Below are 18,518 nucleotides of genomic sequence, written 5' to 3'. Positions count from 1 at the left end.
AATAATAGATTAGTATATTAGCCTATTTTCCATCATACTGCGTTGTAAGAACCCGCCATAGCGCCACTATGAGCAGAACCTAATGCCTTGTCTGATAAAAAATATACTAACATTTTTGGTCTATTATTTTCTTTCAGATGCCTAATTTCTTTTTAACTTAAAAATTAGTAGTTATTTAGCTAATTCTCAATATGTGATTTTGCTATGCTCACTTCTTCTAAGCTTTCTTCCTTTATTTTCATCGAATTATCCTTTACTGAACGTGAAAGTATTATAACTGATGCTATTATAAATATTCCACCAACAAAAAGTTCTATAGTTAAAGTTTCTTTAAATATTATAATTCCCATAATTACTCCAACAATAGGTTCAAAAGTACTCAATATTGCTGCATTTGAAGTCCCTATTATCTTAACACCATGAAGAAACAATATAATAGCTAATATTGTAGAGATTACGGCTACTCCTAATACCGCTAAGGTAGAATATATGTTTAAAGTTGTTATAAGTTCTCCCTTTAATCCTCCATATAAAAGCATTGCAATAGCTGAAAATAACGCAAGATAGAAGGTTATAACTTTATTATCTAAGTCTTCTAAAGCTTTGCTTGCCATACTAACAACACAAGCTGCATAGCTTAATCCTGAAAATAATGCTAAGAAACTTCCTTTAAGGCTTATCCCACCTATATCCATTCCCACTAAAATATATATTCCTATTAAAGATAATAATAAGGATATTATTTTATGTTTATTTAACTTTTCCTTATAAATTATAAAGGACAATAGGGTGACTAAAGCTGGATATATAAAATGCATAGTAGTAGCTAAACCTACTGTGATATAATTATATGATAAAAATAAAGTTAAGGCCGTGGTAGAATACCCCGTTACACCAATAATCATAAGTATTATAAGTTGCTTTTTATTAATCTTGAAGTCCACTTTACAAATAATAAAATACCCTAATAATAGAATGCTAGCTACTAAGAACCTAAGTGTAACTACTGTTATAGGATTTAGCCCATTATTATAGGCAATCTTTGTAAATATAGGCATAAGGCCAAAACCTACTGAAGAAAGCATGGCATAAATTATTCCATCAATTTTTTTCATATCGCCCCTCCTTTGCACTAACCCCTAAATCATTCTAATACTTTAATAGCAATTTATCAAATTTTATAATAATTCTTATTTTAAAATTATAAACATTAGTCCATGCTTGAGGACACAATAAAAAAAGTATTCATAGCTCTTAATTTAACAAATTGTCATAGCTGTTACAGTCTATGCATAAGTTAAATATAAGCTACAAATACTTCTTTTTTATATTATATGCAAAATATCTTATTATAGTACCTTTCTTAATTGTTCTGCTTTATACTCTTTTATAAGTTTATTTTTAGCTTCATCTATAACAATCAATTTTACAGTACTATCTTCTATTTTTAATACTTTTCCTTTTTGTTTAGTTCCTATTACATTTACTGGTGTTCCATTTGTTATTGCTTTTAAAAAACTGCCATTACAATAATCACATTTTTCTGGATTTTTAACCAATCTCTTACAATCAACACAATAATATAGTTTACTCATATAAACACCTCCAAGTACTCTCTTAATATAAATATTTCTATATATGAGTATAATATCCTTTTTTTAAATATATTGTTAATAAATTATTAATTATTGGTTTCTTATTTTACTAGATTTATAAAGTCTTTTACTTAAAAAGCTTTATTATAGAATTATTATTCTTCTTTATCCAATTATACCTACATATATAATAGCCAATGATTTGATTATGATAATAGATTTTAATATACTTTTTCTTTTCTAATGTTAATTTTTATAAATTCATTATAAAATACTTACAAATGTTTATTTGCTTTGTAATATTTGTAAGTAATACAGCTTTATACTTTTTAAAGATTATGATAAAATTTATTCTAAGTATTGTATATTTATTAATATGCACCATAATCAATTATGATAAAAAATATATTTAAATGGAAGATATTAAGAGCTATGTAATAATTAATTCTTATTTTCTTCTTATAAATACCTAATGAAAGGAACTTTTTATGTATATAACAATATTCTATATTTTGATTTGTATAGTATTCTTTTGCTTCGGAAGGAAAAACTATATAAAAAAGGCTGAAAGATTAAATAATAATATCAGTGAATTTAATGATGAAATTTTAATTAGATATAATTCTTTAGATGGAGAAAATAAGATTAAATTTAAAAAATCTCTAAATGAACTAGAGCTTATATACTTTAATGATATACTTCAAAATAATTTTAAATACAGCAATAACATAAGCAGTATTCAAAGCTATATTCTTCATTTAGAAGATATTATGAAAAAATTAAAGCTTATCAAAGGAGAGTAGTACTGTGATTGATAATAATTTGTTTGATGTAATTTATAAAAGATGCTCTATTAGAAAATATAAGCTGGAACCTTTGCCACCCTCTATACTAAAAAAAGTTGAAGAATATACTCATATTGTCCCCAAACTATCAGACATAGATATGAAAATTCATATTGTAGAAGATGGCAAAAAAATTCAAAACATATCAAAAGGTATAATCGGAAGCTATGGTAAGATTAAAGCTCCTCATTATTTAGTTGTTACCTCTGAAGAAAAACCAGGGTATATGGAAAACGTAGGCTATAGTTTGGAGCATCTAGTGCTCAAATTAACTACTTTAAATTTAGGTACTTGTTGGATTGGAGGATTTATAAAAAAAGAACTTCTTACTAATGTAATTGAAATGCCCAATAATCATGTGGCAGTTATAGTTATTTCCTTTGGTTATCCTCTTCATTACGAAGATGTTACACCAAAAAAGTTAGAAGATAACTTAATTGATACTATAGGCTTTAATCCTAATAGAGAAACTGACATACCTTCAAAATTAGTTTCTAGTACAAAACGGAAAGCTCTAAATGAAATTATAGATTGCAACTTAACTGAAGATTGGCTAGAAATAATGAATGCAGTAAGACATGCACCATCTGCTATTAACAGTCAACCTTGGAGGTTTTCTAAAAAGGATAATATCATTCATATGTATAGAGTTAAACGAGGCAAAATGGCAAAAACTCTTGATCATATTAACAAAATCGATAGTGGTATAGCTCTTTGTCATCTTATGGTAGCTGGAACTCTTAAAGGGAAAAAACTCACATTAGAGTATTTAGATAATATAGAAAGAAAAAATTTAATATATTTTATTTCTATAATAGAAAATTAATTGTTTAATATTAAGATTATATATTTTGGTAATACTATTGATAGGTATAAGAAAATAAGATTAACAATAATAGTCTATAGGATAATTATAAATAAAGTAGCTGTATAAAAATATTTTATTACATAAAAAATAGAAAAGTATACAAACTACTAATAGCATAGTGTAGTAACTTTTAAAGGAGCGAAAATAATGGATAACAGATTTGGAAAGGTTATAAAAGCCGCACTTACAGTTATTGGTGTGGCAGCAGTCGCAAAAGTAGTTTCAGATAAACTTTCTGAAATGCATAATAAAAAGCTTTGTGATTGCATTGATAAAAAATTTAATAATGGTAAAAATATAATAATTAAATCTTTTGACGAAGAAGAAACTCTTCAATGCTGTGATAATAAAATTCAAGAACAGATGGATGTTAGCAGTTCTGGTAATAATTCAAAAGTTAATGTTGAGAATAATGTTTTTAAAAAGGCCAAAGAACATATAATGATACCTGACATCAGAAAATATGAATTTCCTAATAATGAAAATAATATTTTAAAATATCCTATAAAAACAAACAATGACTCTACATGTTGCTGTAATGAAGAAATTTTAAGCAGAAAATATAATGAGGAACTTGAAGAAAATATCTCTAAAAATAAAGAATTAGAAAATAATATAGCAGAAGCTCAAAGTGAGCCTATTCGTAAACATAGTGAAATATTAGAAGATAACGACGATAACTTAAAATAATCTTAATATATTAATTAAAATAACCATAAGAGAACAACTAATAAAAAACTATAACAAAATTATAATCGTTAAGAATAAGTATTAAGATAAAAGTTTTAAATTATTTTCAGGTTTTTTCTATTTATGTTAACTACTTTTAATTCTAGTTTTCAAAATTTCCTATAGATATAAAAATGCCTATAGACTATGTCCATAGGCACTTTTATATTATTTAAAATAAGTTTTATTTTACTCAAGCTCTGCCCAGTTTGCTGGATAAGTTACATATACAAACCTAGCATGATTTGGAACTGTGAAATGAATTGAAGAATTTCTAGGAATGAAGATTAAATCACCTTTATTACCTACAACTTTTCTTCCATCTATATCGATTTCTAAAGTTCCATCAATTATATAATCTACTTCATCATATTTTAATGTCCAAGCAAAACTAGTTTGATCCATTTCCATAACACCACAGCCTAATCTTGGACTTTCTTCAAGTGTTACTACATCTTTTAAGTAAACCTTGTCACCTTCTTTACCAGTATCAAATTTTTCTGGCTTTACAGTACTAGTCTTTATTGACATTATGCCACTTGGATCTACATGCTTCTCAAATTCAGGTGCCACTTGACCTAGTTTCTCTGTTATTATTCTTCTTACTATTTCCTCAATTGCTTGTTCATTTATGTTCTCCATAATAACATCTCCTTTAAAACATCTTATTTACTTACTTCATTTTTTGGTGTCATAAAACAAGCTAAAGCTACTGCTGAAGCACCACCTATTAATTTAGCAACTATCATAGGTGCAATCATATCTTTATTAACACCTGCTGCAAAGCCTAAATGATCCCCAAATACAAAGGCAGCACTTACAGCAAAAGCAACGTTTATTATTTTTCCTCTATTATCCATATCTTTCATCATACCAAACATAGGAATACTATTAGCTAATGAAGCTATCATACCTGCAGCTGCTACTTCTCCTATACCTAATAATGAACCTAATTTCATTAATGGTTTTTTAAACACTTTAGTTATAAAGTGTACTAATGGATATGCTCCTGCAAGAACTATTGCAATGTCTCCAACTACTTTTATTCCTTCTGAAAGTGGAGCCATTCCTGGAATTACAACTATACCAGTGATTGTTTCAATTATTATAGCAGCTAATCCCACAGTAATAACAGCTGTTACAAACTTTCCGAAGTATGTAAAACCTTTTATCATTTTTTCTGGCATTAATTTTAATCCTACAGCGATAAGAATTGCAACTATTATTATAGGTGTTAAGTTCATAAGAACTACTAATGGAGATAATCCAGCTAATAATCCTCCAACAAAAGATCCTATTGGAATTGTTATTATACCTGCAAGCACACCTCTAGCTAAAAATTTATGATCTTCTTTTTTTATAATTCCTAATGCAACAGGTATAGTAAATACTATTGTTGGTCCCATCATAGAACCTAATATTAATCCTGCAAAAGGTGCAACTTCTTTTGCTTCTGCTAATTGCTGTGCTAATTGATATCCACCCATATCACAAGCAAGTAATGTTGTAGCAAACATTGATGGATCTGCTCCAAGAGCTTTATAAACTGGAACAACTACCGGCTTTAATACGTTTGCTAAAACTGGAGCTAATGATATAATTCCTACCATTGCTAAAGTTAAAGCTCCCATAGCCATAAGTCCTTCTTCGAACTGCTCTCCAAATCCAAATTTATTTCCTAGGATTTTGTCCACAGCTCCTACAACCATGAATATTACCATAATATACATAATGATTTCATTTATATCCATATAGCCATCCTCTTTCCTTATATAATTTTTATAGATTTTCTAAAAGAATTTTACTAGGAGACGGAATAATTGTCTTATGAATTATTTTTTTAGGTTCAACCATAGATTCGGCTATCTTAATAGCTTCTTCCACACTGCTCACCGAACCTGTAACTACAAAATAAGATTTTCCACCAATACCATTACCAATAACTAATTTTACTAGTTTAATGGAAGCTGATTTTAATGCAAGGTCTAAGGAAATTAATGAAGACGTAACATTAGCAGTTTCCATAACGCCTACAGCATCAAAATTATCAATAGAGGGTCTTTTCTTCAGTCCATTTATTAACTCTTCGTGAGCGTTAGCAATTACAAAGCTTGCTACGATATTTTTATTTACTATTTCCTTTGAGGTTTCAATAGCTTCTTTTACTTCTTCTACATCACCACAAAGTATAATCATAAATTTTCCTGGACATATATGTCTTAATGTTACTACCTCCACATTAGAGGCCTTAAACATAATATCTGCTACTTCTATTCCTCTTGCAATACTATTAAATTCCATTAGTCCTAAAGATTTACTCATAAAATCAACTCCATGTAATGTGTATTTATGTTAATATAATTAGTTTATACTAATTCTAGTGAATCTACTATTCCTACTATTGTTGCATCTATTGGTGCTCTCTTATCTCCAATTACATATCTTGCAGAGCTACCAGAAACAATAAGCACTTGATCACCTATTCCTGCGCCAACGCTATCTACAGCCACAATTGTGTTGTCTGTTTTTTCACCTTTGCAGTCTAATTTTCTTACAACTAAAAATTTAAATCCACTAAGATTTTCATCTTTTCTCGTAGCCCATAGATTTCCTACTACTTCTCCAATAATCATAATTAAATACCTTTCCTCTCCTAATAAATTTCTTAACTCTCAAATTTTATTAGTAATTTATTTATTCTAGCAAAATCTTTGGCTAGTGGTGTCACTATAGATTTTTTAGGAATTACTACTTCCTTTACTCCATCTTTATATAAATTTCTTAAATCTGTTTCAGATATTAGCTTTTTCTTAACTGATCTATTTGCTTCATCTTTAATTTGAACTGAAACTTCTACTTTATCTGTTTTATTATTTCTTTCAGTTTTTGGAGCAACATTGACATTCTCACTTTTCAAAGTAGATAAAAGCTCTTTTAGTCCTACAAAATTAACTCCATAGCTTTTAAGTTTTTCTTCATGATTTTTAAATGTATTGAATAAAACTCTATTAGCAGTGGTAGTATATTTTTTATATTCTACCCCTTTTTCCATAGCATATAAGTTTAAGCCTTTTAAAGCTGCTTCAATTGCTACTTTTTCTTTCATTGACCCTTGAATGGTTAAAGAAAGATTAGCTAATTCACTATTAGAGATATTTTGTAATATTATTCCTTCATAACTTTCAATATCACCCATATTGTCTAAACAATCTATGATGAAGTTATTATCCTTTAAAGCTCCAGATAATATAGGACATAAGTCTTTTGAATGTTCAAGAATTAATAATTTCTTCTTTGATCTATTATTTTCTTCTATTAATATCTTTAGTCTATTCATAACTTCTTTTGTTATAAGTTCAACTAAATCTTCACTATACATCAACATACCTCCCTTATTTAACGCAGTTAATTGCAATACCCAAAGGAGTAACTAAGAAAGGATTAATTGGTTTCACTGTTTCTATACCTGTTTCCTTTTGAATAATGTTTTCAAATCCTTTTAAGCAGCAAGTTCCACCAACTAAATAAATTTTCTCCACATTAAATCCTCTTATATGAGAGCTAACAATAGAAGCTACCTTTTGAATTACTGGTGTTACCATTGGAAATATATCTCTATAATTTTCAGGGTCCTTTTTTCTATTTTCAGCTTCCTCAAATGGGATTCTGTAAGCTCCTGATATAACTAAAGATAATTGAGTTCCACCTGTAGGCTCATCAGCAGTGTATATAACTTTTCCATTTTCAAATATGGAAAGTCCAGTTGTTCCACCACCAACATCAACTACAACTCCATTTTCTATTTGTAATACTGCATTTGCTGCTGTAGGCTCATCTTCCACAGATACAACGTCCATGCCAGCACCTTCAACTACATAACTATGAGTTTTAATATCTCTTTCACTAGTCCCTGGTGGAACAGCTATAGCAGCTTTTGTAAGTTCAATTCCTAACTTATCTTCTATTTTTTTCTTTAATTTTCTAACTATATTAGTAGCTCCAATAAAGTCAACCACAAGACCATCTCTAACTACCTGCGCAAATTCCATTTCACAGGCAACAGGATTTCTTTCTTTATCCAATACAACAATTACAATGTAAGCTGTACCTAAGTCTACACCAACATAAAGTTCATCATCTTTTTTTACTTTTACTGGTTTTTTAATGGTCTTTTCAACAGCTTTAATTAGATTATCTACTTTGTTTAAGCCTTCCATAAATTAATCCTTTCTACTTAACTATTGTTGCACGAAGTCCTTTTGTGAAACCACAAGCGTTTGCTTCGTCGTAGTCAAGATGTATAGCTGTTTGGAATTTACTACTTACTCTAACAGCAACATTTTCAAAGATTAATCCTCTTTCTCCACCAACTTTAATTTTAATTTCCTCTTGATCTTTTACCCCAAACTTTGCAGCATCTTCTGGTGTTATGTGTATGTGTCTTTTAGCTGCAATAACACCTTCTTCTATTCTTAATACTGATTTTGGTGTAGCAAGAATTATAGAAGGAGTACCTTTAATATCTCCTGACATTCTAACTGGGGCATTTATTCCTATAGAAACAGCATCACTTTTTGATAATTCTACTTGAGTGTTCCCTCTTACTGGTCCTAAAACAGAAACATTTTGTAATGTTCCTTTAGGTCCTATAAGAGTAACCTTTTCTTCACATAAATACTGACCTGGTTGAGATAGTTCTCTTTTATTGGTTAGTTGATAACCTTTTCCAAAAAGAATATCAACATCTTTTTGTGAAAGATGAACGTGACGGCCAGAAGCTTCTACAAGCACTGTATTATCTTCCTCTCCACCTTGTAGTCTTTTAACTACTTCATCTATAATATAATTAACATTTAAATCTACTGTACTCAAAATTGTCACCTCTTATTTGTACTTTCCAGAAACATACTTACACATCATTATATAAAAACAACTACTTAATCTATTCAAAGCTAGTGCTATATCATTTCTAGATAGTTCTCCATCTTGGTTTTTAAATGCTTTTAATGCATCAATTTCAACTTCTCTACTTTCTGCTCTTAATGCATTTAAAGCTACAACTATATCTCCCATTTCATAGCTTGGGAAAATTATATGGTCTATGTTAAAATATTTTTTAGGGTTATGAGAAGTAGCTCTTAATTCTTCTGAATTTAACCCAATCAAAGCAACTTCTGGTAATTCTTTTTCTGTTACTTCTACTTCTAATATTTTTCTTACATAAGCTAAAACCTCTTCCAAATCATTTAGCACCTTTTTTTCATTTAAGTTTTTACATTGAATTTGAGTTTGTAATATTTTAGCTTGAAGGCTATCTAATTTCCCTCTTAATATAATTCTTCTGTGATCTTTTTCTACTAATTTATTACCATTTAGTTGAGTCATATGTTCTGGTTTATTTTCAAAAACTCCACCATTTATATGAACATATTTAGGGTTAAATACTTTTTCTTCCCTTTGAATATTCTGATTACTTTTTTCAGTTTGTTGTTCTTTATAAACTAATTTTATATTTTTGTCTTGTAAATATTGTCTTGCTGAAGGAGTTACTATTGCTCCTTTTTCCACAACATATTCTGTTAAATTTTCATTTCTCAGTTTACTTCTTAAAACACTTTCTGTTAAAACACTCATCATCTCACATCCTTATATAAGATGGACATTAATTTGTTAAACCACAATACTTGTAGCATGAAATACTACAAGTTATATAATCTACATCATTCTACATTCATCACGCTCATGCCATTTGACACGAGCTTTTGTGATGAGTTGTAGCAATCTTTAGACTTTGGTTTGGTATCTGAAATAAAATAATTTATCAAAGACTCTAAGATATTTTGTGTCAAGCAAAGAGCAAATTTTCATAGATAGTGTTATTATCTATAGGTTATTGTCATGTGTATGACATAAAATACACCAGAATGCTAGTTAGTTATTTCTTTAAAGATACCTAGTTATATTAATAATTTTTAGGATTATTTAAATTTAGACTATTGTTGTTCGTATTTTGGAAGTATAACTTCAACTTCACTATGTGGTCTTGGAATTACATGAACTGATATTAATTCTCCAACTCTTTCAGCAGCAGCAGCTCCTGCATCTGTAGCAGCTTTAACAGCTCCAACATCTCCTCTTACCATAACAGTAACTAATCCAGCACCAATTTGCTCTTTTCCTATTAAAGTTACGTTTGCAGCTTTAACCATTGCGTCTGCTGCTTCTATTGCTCCCACTAATCCTTTAGTTTCAATCATTCCTAATGCGTTCATATTTGCCATTTTAAAATTCCTCCTTAAATTGCATAAAAATTATTTTTTAAAATTTTAACTAAATTTATGTTAATATTTTATTGCTTACTTTATTTGTGCTAATCTTTCCATGATTTTATTCACAATTAAATCTAATTGTTCTGTAGAAATTGTAGTTGGTGCGTTTTCACATTGAGCTCCATTTCCTCTAAGTTCTTCTAGTTCTCTAACACCACAAGCTACTCTCTTTATATTTAATAGGTTCATTGGTCCTATGTTATCAGAAGTTGAACTTCCTCCTACAGCACCACAGCCTAATGTAAGTGCTGGAGTAAGATTTGTTGATCCTCCGATTCCACCTAAAGCACCTGGTGTATTAACTAATAAACGAGAAACTGGAATTCTTAATCCAAATTCTTTTATGATTTCATCATTTTCACAATGTAATACTAAAGTATGACCTTTACCTTCATTCATTAATATCTCTGTGCAAAGTTTTATTCCTTCTTCAACATTTTTTACTGTGTAAAATGCTAATATTGTAGTAAGCTTTTCTCTTGAATAAGGATTATTTTTGCCCACTGTAGTTTGTTCTGATATTAATACCTTTGTTCCATGAGGAACATTTAATTTAGCCATTTCAGCTAATGTTTCTACACTTTTACCAACAATTTGTGGATTCATTGTTCCATTAGCTCTTAATATGAAGTTTCCAAGTTTAGCAGATTCTTCTTCATTTAAGAAATACATTCCTTGTTTTATAAGTTCTGCCTTAACAATCTCTTTCATAGATTCCTCTACTACTATTGATTGCTCTGAAGCACAAATTACTCCATTATCGAAAGTTTTACTATCAATAATTCTCTTAACTGCTAAGGAAACATTTGCTGATTTATCTATAAAGGCTGGTCCGTTTCCTGGTCCAACTCCTATAGCTGGTGTTCCTGAGCTATAAGCTGCTTTAACCATAGCCTCTCCACCAGTAGCAAGTATTAATGATGTATCCTTATGAGTCATTAATGCATTCGTACCATCAAGTGATGGAACTGTTATACATCCAATTAATCCTTCTGGAGCTCCTGCCTTTATTGCCGCTTCATTCAATATTTTTGCAGTTTCAATAATACAGTTCTTTGCATTTGGATGTGGTGAAACTACTATAGCATTTCCTGATTTTAATGCAATTAATACTTTATATATTGTTGAAGATGTTGGGTTTGTTGATGGAATTAATCCAGCAATAACTCCTACTGGCACAGCTACATCAAAAACTTTATTTACCTTATCTTCATTTATAATTCCAATAGTTTTTAAGTCTTTCATGTTTTCATAAACTAATTTGCTAGCAAATACATTCTTAACAACCTTATCTTGCCATTTTCCAAATCCAGTTTCTTCCCAAGCCATTTTAGCTAATTTAACAGCTTCACGCTCTCCAGCTTCTGCTATAGCCTTCACTATTGAATCAACCTTTTCTTGAGAAAAAGTTTTATATATTTCTTGAGCTTTTTTAGCGTTAATGATAAGATTTCTAGTTTCTTGTATTGATATTAAGTCTTTATCTACCATTTCCATTTTTATTTCCTCCTACTGTTCCTTCAGTATGGCTTCAATAAGCTGATCTTTCTTACTAAATTTGATTTGTTTTTTTGTAAGTGAAAGCTTTTGTCTTTCCTTTAATTCTCTTGCAATAGTTCTAAGTTCAGGAACTTTTAATGCTTCTAACTCTTCACGATTCTCAAAGCTAAGTTTTATATCTTTCTTATCCTCTATTGCAATTGAATCATTTTCTGATTCTTGAATTTCATCTACAGTATCTAATGTATCTTCTTCTATATTATCTACTGTATCTTTTACATCATTATCAGTATTTTCATTCTCCACTTTAGTAGGTAAGATTTTATCGCTTACTGATATTTCATCTGTCTTTCTAGAACTATCTTTCTTTTTACCATCTAGTATGTTCCATACATTCTCTTCTGCTCTAGCTATAACATGAGCATTTCTTAAGCTACCTAATCTATCTACAGCTGAGCAAGCAGCTTCTATTGAAGCTTTTACAGAAGCTACATCTCCAGTAATAAGTATAGTAACAATACCACCTGTAACAAATTCACAGCTTACAAGTTTAACATTTGCAGATTTTAAAGCTACATCTAATCCTTCAACAGCCCCTACAAATCCATATGTCTCTAAAAGGCCTAATGTTGATTCTTTCATAACAATAACCTAATTCTAATAATCTGTAGGATTATCTGCTACAAACTTAACTGCTTCGGCAAATGCATCACAAGCTGCTTTTACAGCAGATTGGCTTCCAGTTAACAGCCCTCCACCAAAGTTCGTTTCAGATGGTGGTCCAAAGAATGCTTTTAATTCAACTGCTGCTGCTTTCATAGCTGCATCTAATGCGTACATTGCTTCTACTGGTGGAGCTATTAAATAAGCTATTGCTTCACCCTCTTTAACTCCTGCTGTTTTAGAAAGATATGAACCTGTTCTTGATATAGGTTGTGCATAGTATACAATGCTATCATCTTCATTAGCACTGTAGAATGTTGCAACTCCACTTTCAATGAAGTCTACTGCAGCATTTAATCCACTTCTTACTTCTGCTGGACTTGGTCCTGCTAATATTCCTATTACTTCACCTGCAAGCTTAGTATTTGCATTTGCAGCTCCACCATAGAATGATCTTGCATAAACAACTTCAACGTCAGCAGCTTTTGTTGCTTCATCTAAAGCAGTGTATGTAACATCATCACTATCTGCAGTAATTATTCCTATACTTTTATGTTCAGGCTTTAACTCAAACTCTTTTGCCATATCAGGATTAACGTTAGCTATTAGCTTAACACTTAATACTGATGCACGAAGTTGATCATTTTTCATAATAACATTCCTCCTGAATTATAATTTTAGATCTAATCCACTTGCTTTTTTCTCTAACATTAACTTGATGATATCTGCTATATATGCACCAGCTTCAACTGATGGAGTACCACCTTTGTGTATATTAGATACAACTGTTCTTCTTGATTCTGGCATTCCAACTGTTCCTTTGTATGCTATATATGCACTCATACTTTCAGCAGTTACAAGACCTGGTCTCTCACCAATAAGTAAACAAGTTACATCTGCTCCGATTTCTTCAGAAATAGCATCCATTGCTCCTACTCTTCCTAATTTAACAAAGAATGGAGTTCCTACTGATATACCATAGCTTTCTAATCCTTGTGTTAATGCTGGTAATATATCTTTTACGTTGGCTTCTACAGCTTTTGAACTTAACCCATCTGATACATATATTTGAACTTGTGGGTTTCTTTTAAAGGAACTTAATTTTGATAACTCTTCTTTTGAAATAGCTCTTCCTAAATCTGGTCTTGTTATATATTCATCTTTTGATGAACACATTGTATTTATTATTGGTAAATTCATCTCTTTTAATAAGTCTTCATTAACATCTGTAAAAACTGAGTCTTGAGCTGATGCGTGGTCCGCTCTAAATCTTAACATTGTCTCAGTTTTATATCTTGCTCCTGTTCTTCCTATACCTAGTCTTGCAGGAGTATGTTGTTTCATTTTTAAATAACCTTCAGCATCCACTGGGTTATCAACTAAAAGTCTAGTTTTTAAATCAACTTCTGTTATATCTGGAATCATTCCGTTTGCATCAACAGTACTATTTTCTTCAGTTTTGTTAGGTGCACTAACAATGTTTCCTCCTTGCTTTGTTGTCATTTCAACTAAAACTTGCTCTACTAATTTTTTTAAATCATTTTCTGAAAACATTTGGTTACCCCCTTCTACTTCTTAAGAAATACAGAAGCGTCTCCTGCTTTTCCTGTTAATTTTCCATTTTCTATAAAGTTCCACTTTTCAAGCCATGCTTCAAACTCAGCTATTGGTCTCTTACCTAGTAATTCTCTTAAAGCTGCTGTTTCATGGTATCCTGTAGTTTGATAGTTAAGCATTACGTCATCACCATGTGGAATTCCCATAAAGTATGTGCATCCTGCAGTAGATAGTAATATTGATAAGTTCTCTATATCATTTTGGTCTGCTTTCATGTGGTTTGTATAACAAGCGTCACATCCCATTGGAATACCTGATAATTTACCCATGAAATGGTCTTCAAGACCTGCTCTTATAACTTGTTTATTATCATATAAATACTCTGGTCCTATAAATCCAACAACTGTATTAACTAGGAATGGTTCATACTTTCTAGCAAATCCATAACATCTAGCTTCCATTGTTACTTGGTCTGCGCCAAAGTTAGCATCTGCTGATAACTCTGAACCTTGACCAGTTTCAAAATACATTACGTTTGGACCAGCTGCTGTTCCTTCTCTTAATGCTAAATCTCTTGCTTCTCCTATTAAAGCTGCATTTATTCCGAAAGCTTCATTCCCTTTTTGAGAACCCGCTATACTTTGAAATATTAAGTCTGTTGGTGCCCCTTGCTTTATTGCATCCATTTGAGTAGTTACGTGTGCAAGTACGCAGTTTTGAGTTGGTATTTGATATTTTTGTTTTGTTTCTTCAAATCTTTTTAATATTTTAGTTACACTTCCTACAGTATCATCAACTGGGTTTAATCCTATTAAGGCATCACCTATACCATAAGTTAAACCTTCTAATACTGAAGCTAATATACCATCTGGATCATCTGTTGGATGGTTAGGTTGTAATCTTGCTGATAAAGTTCCTGCTTCACCAATTGTTGTATTACAATGAGCAGTAACTTTAATCTTATTTGCACCATAAACTAAGTCTAAGTTAGACATTAATTTTGCAACAGCAGCGATAACTTCACTTGTTAATCCTCTGCTTATTCTTCTAATATCAGATCCTGTTGTTTTCTCATTTAAGATCCATTCTCTTAATTCTGCAATAGTCCAATTTTTAATTTCACCATATATTTTTTCATTAATAGAATCTTGAATGATTCTTGTAATCTCATCCATTTCATATGGAACTACTGGATTATTTCTTACATCTGATACTGTTAAATTGCTAAGTACAACCTTTGCCGCTACTCTTTCTTGAGCAGTTTCAGCAGCTACTCCAGCTAATTTATCACCTGACTTTTCTTCATTAGCTTTTGCTAAAACTTCTTTAACGTCTTTGAATTGATACACTTTACCAAATAATTTTGTTTTTAGTATCACTTTCTTCACCCCTCTATAAAAATTATGAATTGAATACTAATGTTTTTATTACTACTGGAACAACCTTACCATTTATTAATGGTTTTCCAATATCTATATAGTCTCCATTTTCAACTTTAATGCTATCTATACAAACAACATTTTTCTTCTTTCCTAGTTGAATGTACATAGTTTGACCTAACACCTTAGCTATATCATTTTCGACAATTACAAATATTGGATATTCCTTTTCTAAAAGCTCAGTCATTCCATTGATAAGCGATTTTGATAATTTTTGAACTTCATCAAAAGAAGGATTCTTAATTCCTTTTAGCGCTACCGCTACCCTTTGACTTTCATTCTCTAAATTAAACCATTTAAGTTTTTCATTTATTGCCCTTTCAATAGATTCAAAACCACCATCTTCATCTTCTTTAGATAATTTTAAAATTGGTAGGTTTTTGATTGGAAAGACATCAGAAGTATAGGTTATAGTACTTCCACTGATATCAGTAGTATGAGAACCAGCACCTACAACAGTAGCTCTTATGGTCTCAATAGCCGTCCTTACCTTAAGCTTCCTAGCTAGATTAGATTTTTTAATTTCTTCACCTAGCACAACTCCCATATCACCAAATCTAAAAGGATCTGAATAATCTTCATTATATATATAATCAGCTACCCCTCCTGAGAAGGTTATATACTCAATGTTGTAGCCATCTTTTAATCCTTTGTTAGTTTGAATCTCATCATACATTGATGATCTTTGCTTAATGCAAACTGCTTCTTCTAAAATTTCAGCCATTGCTCTTGCAATTTTTCTAATTTTATCGATTTCTGCAATATCTCCAACTTCTATATTTACACCAATAGATTGTGCTAACTTCTTAATTTTGGGATATATATAATAGATTTTTTTAGTATCCTTATCTATTTTTATAAGTCTTCCACCTATATCTAAACAACCAGTATCAACTAATTCACCATTTTTAAATAAAGCTAGATTAGATGTTCCTCCACCTATATCGATATTTACAACATAAGCATTTTCTTCATCGGATATCTTATCTGCACCTGCTCCTCTTCCGGCGATAATTGACTCTAAATCTGGTCCAGCTGTAGCTACTACAAAATCACCGGCAAATCCACTTAAACTCTGAAGAACTTCGTTTGCGTTTTCTTTTCTAGCAGTTTCTCCAGTAATTATTACAGCACCAGTTTCTACATCACTTGGCTTAACTCCGGCATTTTTATATTCGCCTTCTATTATTTCTCTTACTTTATCTTTATCTATTTTTGTTTGAGTAATAAGTGGAGTAAAATAAATTTCACTTCTATATATAATGTTTTTATCAACAATTTTAATTCTTGGTACAGAAAAGTTACTTGCTGTGTTTTCAATAGTTATATTACTAAATACAAGCTGAGTAGTAGATGTTCCAATATCTATACCAACGCTTAAAATTACTTCTCTCACTTTTTCTCACCTCACTTTTTTAGCTTACAATTAAAAATATAGAATTTTATATATGTTAACTGTAAATTATTTACTAAATATTAAAGCCCAGAATTTTTATTATTTAATAGTTATAATATAACTATTAAATAATAAATACTCTGGGCTTCATTGCCGCTACATAAGCACTACATTGTGCTTAATATTTAGTTTTTAAAGTCAAAAACAGCTTTAGTTCCTTGAGAATTTGAATATATATTTAAATTACCATTTAGTTTATCATTAACTAAACTTCTTACTATCATAAGTCCTAGGCTACTTTCTTTTACAGAGTTAACATCAAACCCTACCCCATCATCTATGACAGAAATAGTTGAATAGATATTACCTTGCTGAATTTTTATTGTTATCTTTCCAGTAGCTCTATCCTTAAAAGCATGTTTTAATGAATTTTGAAGTAACTCGTTTACAACTAAAGCTATAGATGTAGACTTATCAGAGTTAATTGAAAAATCATCGCCTTCTAAGCTTACTTGTAAATCTACATTATCTCTCTTTTCAAAACTTATTATGCTTGCTTTTATTTTATTTATAACTTCTTTTATATTTACTTCATCAATACCTTGTTTTGCTAATATTTCATGAGTTGCTGCTATACTTAGTATTCTGTTTATACTTTCATTTATAGCATTCGTAAACTCTTCTCCTTTAATTCTTCTTGATTGAAGTCTTAAAAGGCTAGCAATGGTTTGAAGATTGTTTTTAACTCTATGATGAATTTCTTTTATTACTACAGATTTCAATATGAGTTCTTTTTCCTTTTGCCTCATATCTGTAACATCACTAATAAGCATTACTAGATTCAATACCTTACTACTTTGCACAATATATTTGACTTGAAGTGAAACATCCCCTATATCTATGTCTTTAACATCTATACAGTCATTATTCATAATTTCTTCAAAAGAACAATTATACAAAGATAAGTTGGAAAAATCCATACCTATTAATTCTTCTTTATATCCTAGTTTTTTATAAAGCTGTTCTGCTACAGGGTTCTTAAATCTTAGTACTCCATTTTCATCAAAAATAAGTATAGCATCATTTATGTGATATGTTATATCACTCTCTTTGTAAGTCCTATTAGTTATTTGAGATGTAAGTTCTTCATTGGTTCTTGCTAATATTTCTAGCTTTCTATTGCTATTTAAAGTCTCCGTTACATCCTTTTCCACAATTAAAACACCAATAGTTTTATTTTCTTTATTTCTAATAGGTTCTACACTTTGCTTAACTTTTATGTATTCTTGAGTTATTGCCTTTAAATCTCTTGATGGCATTCCTATTTCTAATGTTCTAAGTGATGCCGGCTCATTTTCTCTTACTGCAAATTTCCCAACTACCTTTTCTTTATATAATGAGCTTTTAGTACTTGGTTTTGCCTCCGCTACAACTATTGCTTCTCCACTATGTTTTGTTGGACAATCTATGAAGACGTCTGCATTTGCTGAATCAGCAATTAGCTGAAGAGTGGTAGCTATATTTTCTATAATTAATATGTCACTTTCACTTAAGCAAGTATATTTTAAACATAATCTTCTTATTTCACTCATATTCA

The 18,518-nt window shown here is 30.3% G+C and carries 21 protein-coding genes; 3 read left to right on the top strand and 18 right to left on the bottom strand.

Annotation, left to right across the window (positions count from 1 at the left end; all coding sequences use genetic code 11):
• Positions 1–179: 179 nt before the first annotated feature.
• Entirely contained in the window at positions 180–1,115 is a 936-nt protein-coding gene (locus ACWPW7_RS11820; RefSeq protein ID WP_454053661.1) for a DMT family transporter, read from the bottom strand.
• 234 nt (positions 1,116–1,349) lie between these two features.
• Positions 1,350–1,595: a hypothetical protein gene (locus ACWPW7_RS11815; RefSeq protein ID WP_454053660.1), complete on the bottom strand. Its 246-nt coding sequence runs from the start codon at positions 1,593–1,595 to the stop codon at positions 1,350–1,352.
• A gap of 488 nt (positions 1,596–2,083) precedes the next feature.
• Between ACWPW7_RS11815 and ACWPW7_RS11810 the strand changes: the two genes are divergently transcribed.
• The 3 genes from ACWPW7_RS11810 (at position 2,084) to ACWPW7_RS11800 (ending at position 3,998) form a co-directional block, all read left to right on the top strand.
• Positions 2,084–2,398, top strand: coding sequence for a DUF6705 family protein (locus ACWPW7_RS11810; RefSeq protein ID WP_454053659.1), 315 nt, complete (start codon positions 2,084–2,086; stop codon positions 2,396–2,398).
• Positions 2,399–2,402: 4 nt separating this feature from the next.
• Positions 2,403–3,266, top strand: coding sequence for a nitroreductase family protein (locus ACWPW7_RS11805; protein WP_454053658.1), 864 nt, complete (start codon positions 2,403–2,405; stop codon positions 3,264–3,266).
• A gap of 189 nt (positions 3,267–3,455) precedes the next feature.
• Entirely contained in the window at positions 3,456–3,998 is a 543-nt protein-coding gene (locus ACWPW7_RS11800) for a hypothetical protein (protein WP_454053657.1), read from the top strand.
• A gap of 228 nt (positions 3,999–4,226) precedes the next feature.
• On the opposite strand, the gene ACWPW7_RS11795 is transcribed toward ACWPW7_RS11800, so the two are convergent.
• From ACWPW7_RS11795 to ACWPW7_RS11720, 16 genes are all read right to left on the bottom strand, one after another.
• Positions 4,227–4,679: a cupin domain-containing protein gene (locus tag ACWPW7_RS11795; RefSeq protein ID WP_291566330.1), complete on the bottom strand. Its 453-nt coding sequence runs from the start codon at positions 4,677–4,679 to the stop codon at positions 4,227–4,229.
• A gap of 23 nt (positions 4,680–4,702) precedes the next feature.
• Positions 4,703–5,788: an ethanolamine utilization protein EutH gene (gene eutH, locus ACWPW7_RS11790; protein WP_291566328.1), complete on the bottom strand. Its 1,086-nt coding sequence runs from the start codon at positions 5,786–5,788 to the stop codon at positions 4,703–4,705.
• Positions 5,789–5,816: 28 nt separating this feature from the next.
• Entirely contained in the window at positions 5,817–6,359 is a 543-nt protein-coding gene (locus ACWPW7_RS11785; protein ID WP_454053656.1) for a BMC domain-containing protein, read from the bottom strand.
• A 44-nt stretch (positions 6,360–6,403) separates the two neighbouring features.
• Positions 6,404–6,670, bottom strand: coding sequence for a EutN/CcmL family microcompartment protein (locus ACWPW7_RS11780; RefSeq protein WP_291566323.1), 267 nt, complete (start codon positions 6,668–6,670; stop codon positions 6,404–6,406).
• Positions 6,671–6,702: 32 nt separating this feature from the next.
• Positions 6,703–7,416, bottom strand: a complete 714-nt coding sequence (locus tag ACWPW7_RS11775) for a hypothetical protein (RefSeq protein ID WP_454053655.1) — start codon at positions 7,414–7,416, stop codon at positions 6,703–6,705.
• A gap of 13 nt (positions 7,417–7,429) precedes the next feature.
• Complete coding sequence (gene eutJ, locus ACWPW7_RS11770) at positions 7,430–8,254, bottom strand: ethanolamine utilization protein EutJ (protein ID WP_454053654.1); 825 nt, start codon at positions 8,252–8,254, stop codon at positions 7,430–7,432.
• A 13-nt stretch (positions 8,255–8,267) separates the two neighbouring features.
• Positions 8,268–8,909, bottom strand: a complete 642-nt coding sequence (eutD, locus tag ACWPW7_RS11765; RefSeq protein WP_454053653.1) for an ethanolamine utilization phosphate acetyltransferase EutD — start codon at positions 8,907–8,909, stop codon at positions 8,268–8,270.
• Between the two features lie 12 nt (positions 8,910–8,921).
• On the bottom strand, positions 8,922–9,671 hold the full coding sequence (locus ACWPW7_RS11760; protein WP_454053652.1) for a cobalamin adenosyltransferase: 750 nt from the start codon (positions 9,669–9,671) through the stop codon (positions 8,922–8,924).
• 359 nt (positions 9,672–10,030) lie between these two features.
• The gene (eutM, locus tag ACWPW7_RS11755; protein ID WP_291566314.1) at positions 10,031–10,318 is read right to left on the bottom strand and encodes an ethanolamine utilization microcompartment protein EutM; all 288 of its coding nucleotides are present in this window, start codon (positions 10,316–10,318) and stop codon (positions 10,031–10,033) included.
• 75 nt (positions 10,319–10,393) lie between these two features.
• Positions 10,394–11,863, bottom strand: a complete 1,470-nt coding sequence (locus ACWPW7_RS11750) for an acetaldehyde dehydrogenase (acetylating) (protein WP_454053651.1) — start codon at positions 11,861–11,863, stop codon at positions 10,394–10,396.
• 12 nt (positions 11,864–11,875) lie between these two features.
• Positions 11,876–12,508: a BMC domain-containing protein gene (locus ACWPW7_RS11745; protein ID WP_454053650.1), complete on the bottom strand. Its 633-nt coding sequence runs from the start codon at positions 12,506–12,508 to the stop codon at positions 11,876–11,878.
• 15 nt (positions 12,509–12,523) lie between these two features.
• Positions 12,524–13,180 (bottom strand): ethanolamine utilization microcompartment protein EutL, encoded by a 657-nt coding sequence (eutL, locus tag ACWPW7_RS11740; RefSeq protein WP_291566308.1) that lies wholly within the window; start codon positions 13,178–13,180, stop codon positions 12,524–12,526.
• Positions 13,181–13,198: 18 nt separating this feature from the next.
• A complete protein-coding gene (gene eutC, locus ACWPW7_RS11735) occupies positions 13,199–14,083 on the bottom strand; it encodes an ethanolamine ammonia-lyase subunit EutC (RefSeq protein WP_312577392.1) in 885 nt (294 codons plus the stop codon).
• Between the two features lie 14 nt (positions 14,084–14,097).
• Positions 14,098–15,465 (bottom strand): ethanolamine ammonia-lyase subunit EutB, encoded by a 1,368-nt coding sequence (locus tag ACWPW7_RS11730; protein WP_454053649.1) that lies wholly within the window; start codon positions 15,463–15,465, stop codon positions 14,098–14,100.
• A gap of 22 nt (positions 15,466–15,487) precedes the next feature.
• Positions 15,488–16,921 carry an ethanolamine ammonia-lyase reactivating factor EutA gene (eutA, locus tag ACWPW7_RS11725; protein WP_291567685.1) on the bottom strand — a complete coding sequence of 478 codons (1,434 nt, stop codon included), beginning with the start codon at positions 16,919–16,921 and terminating at the stop codon, positions 15,488–15,490.
• Between the two features lie 185 nt (positions 16,922–17,106).
• On the bottom strand, positions 17,107–18,513 hold the full coding sequence (locus tag ACWPW7_RS11720) for a histidine kinase N-terminal domain-containing protein (RefSeq protein WP_454053648.1): 1,407 nt from the start codon (positions 18,511–18,513) through the stop codon (positions 17,107–17,109).
• Between the last annotated feature and the right edge of the window lie 5 nt (positions 18,514–18,518).

The organism is Clostridium sp. Marseille-Q7071, assembly GCF_965112025.1.
Note: the sequence above shows the minus strand (reverse complement) of the source record. Positions and strands in the feature narration are given on the sequence as shown.

Excerpts from the sequence above, each read along its gene's own strand:
- ACWPW7_RS11820 (WP_454053661.1), bottom strand. The coding sequence starts at position 1,115 with ATGAAAAAAATTGATGGAATAATTTATGCCATGCTTTCTTCAGTAGGT.
- ACWPW7_RS11815 (WP_454053660.1), bottom strand. The coding sequence starts at position 1,595 with ATGAGTAAACTATATTATTGTGTTGATTGTAAGAGATTGGTTAAAAAT.
- ACWPW7_RS11810 (WP_454053659.1), top strand. The coding sequence starts at position 2,084 with ATGTATATAACAATATTCTATATTTTGATTTGTATAGTATTCTTTTGC.
- ACWPW7_RS11800 (WP_454053657.1), top strand. The coding sequence starts at position 3,456 with ATGGATAACAGATTTGGAAAGGTTATAAAAGCCGCACTTACAGTTATT.
- ACWPW7_RS11795 (WP_291566330.1), bottom strand. The coding sequence starts at position 4,679 with ATGGAGAACATAAATGAACAAGCAATTGAGGAAATAGTAAGAAGAATA.
- eutH (WP_291566328.1), bottom strand. The coding sequence starts at position 5,788 with ATGGATATAAATGAAATCATTATGTATATTATGGTAATATTCATGGTT.
- ACWPW7_RS11785 (WP_454053656.1), bottom strand. The coding sequence starts at position 6,359 with ATGAGTAAATCTTTAGGACTAATGGAATTTAATAGTATTGCAAGAGGA.
- ACWPW7_RS11780 (WP_291566323.1), bottom strand. The coding sequence starts at position 6,670 with ATGATTATTGGAGAAGTAGTAGGAAATCTATGGGCTACGAGAAAAGAT.
- ACWPW7_RS11775 (WP_454053655.1), bottom strand. The coding sequence starts at position 7,416 with ATGTATAGTGAAGATTTAGTTGAACTTATAACAAAAGAAGTTATGAAT.
- eutJ (WP_454053654.1), bottom strand. The coding sequence starts at position 8,254 with ATGGAAGGCTTAAACAAAGTAGATAATCTAATTAAAGCTGTTGAAAAG.
- ACWPW7_RS11760 (WP_454053652.1), bottom strand. The coding sequence starts at position 9,671 with ATGAGTGTTTTAACAGAAAGTGTTTTAAGAAGTAAACTGAGAAATGAA.
- eutM (WP_291566314.1), bottom strand. The coding sequence starts at position 10,318 with ATGGCAAATATGAACGCATTAGGAATGATTGAAACTAAAGGATTAGTG.
- ACWPW7_RS11750 (WP_454053651.1), bottom strand. The coding sequence starts at position 11,863 with ATGGAAATGGTAGATAAAGACTTAATATCAATACAAGAAACTAGAAAT.
- ACWPW7_RS11745 (WP_454053650.1), bottom strand. The coding sequence starts at position 12,508 with ATGAAAGAATCAACATTAGGCCTTTTAGAGACATATGGATTTGTAGGG.
- eutL (WP_291566308.1), bottom strand. The coding sequence starts at position 13,180 with ATGAAAAATGATCAACTTCGTGCATCAGTATTAAGTGTTAAGCTAATA.
- eutC (WP_312577392.1), bottom strand. The coding sequence starts at position 14,083 with ATGTTTTCAGAAAATGATTTAAAAAAATTAGTAGAGCAAGTTTTAGTT.
- ACWPW7_RS11720 (WP_454053648.1), bottom strand. The coding sequence starts at position 18,513 with ATGAGTGAAATAAGAAGATTATGTTTAAAATATACTTGCTTAAGTGAA.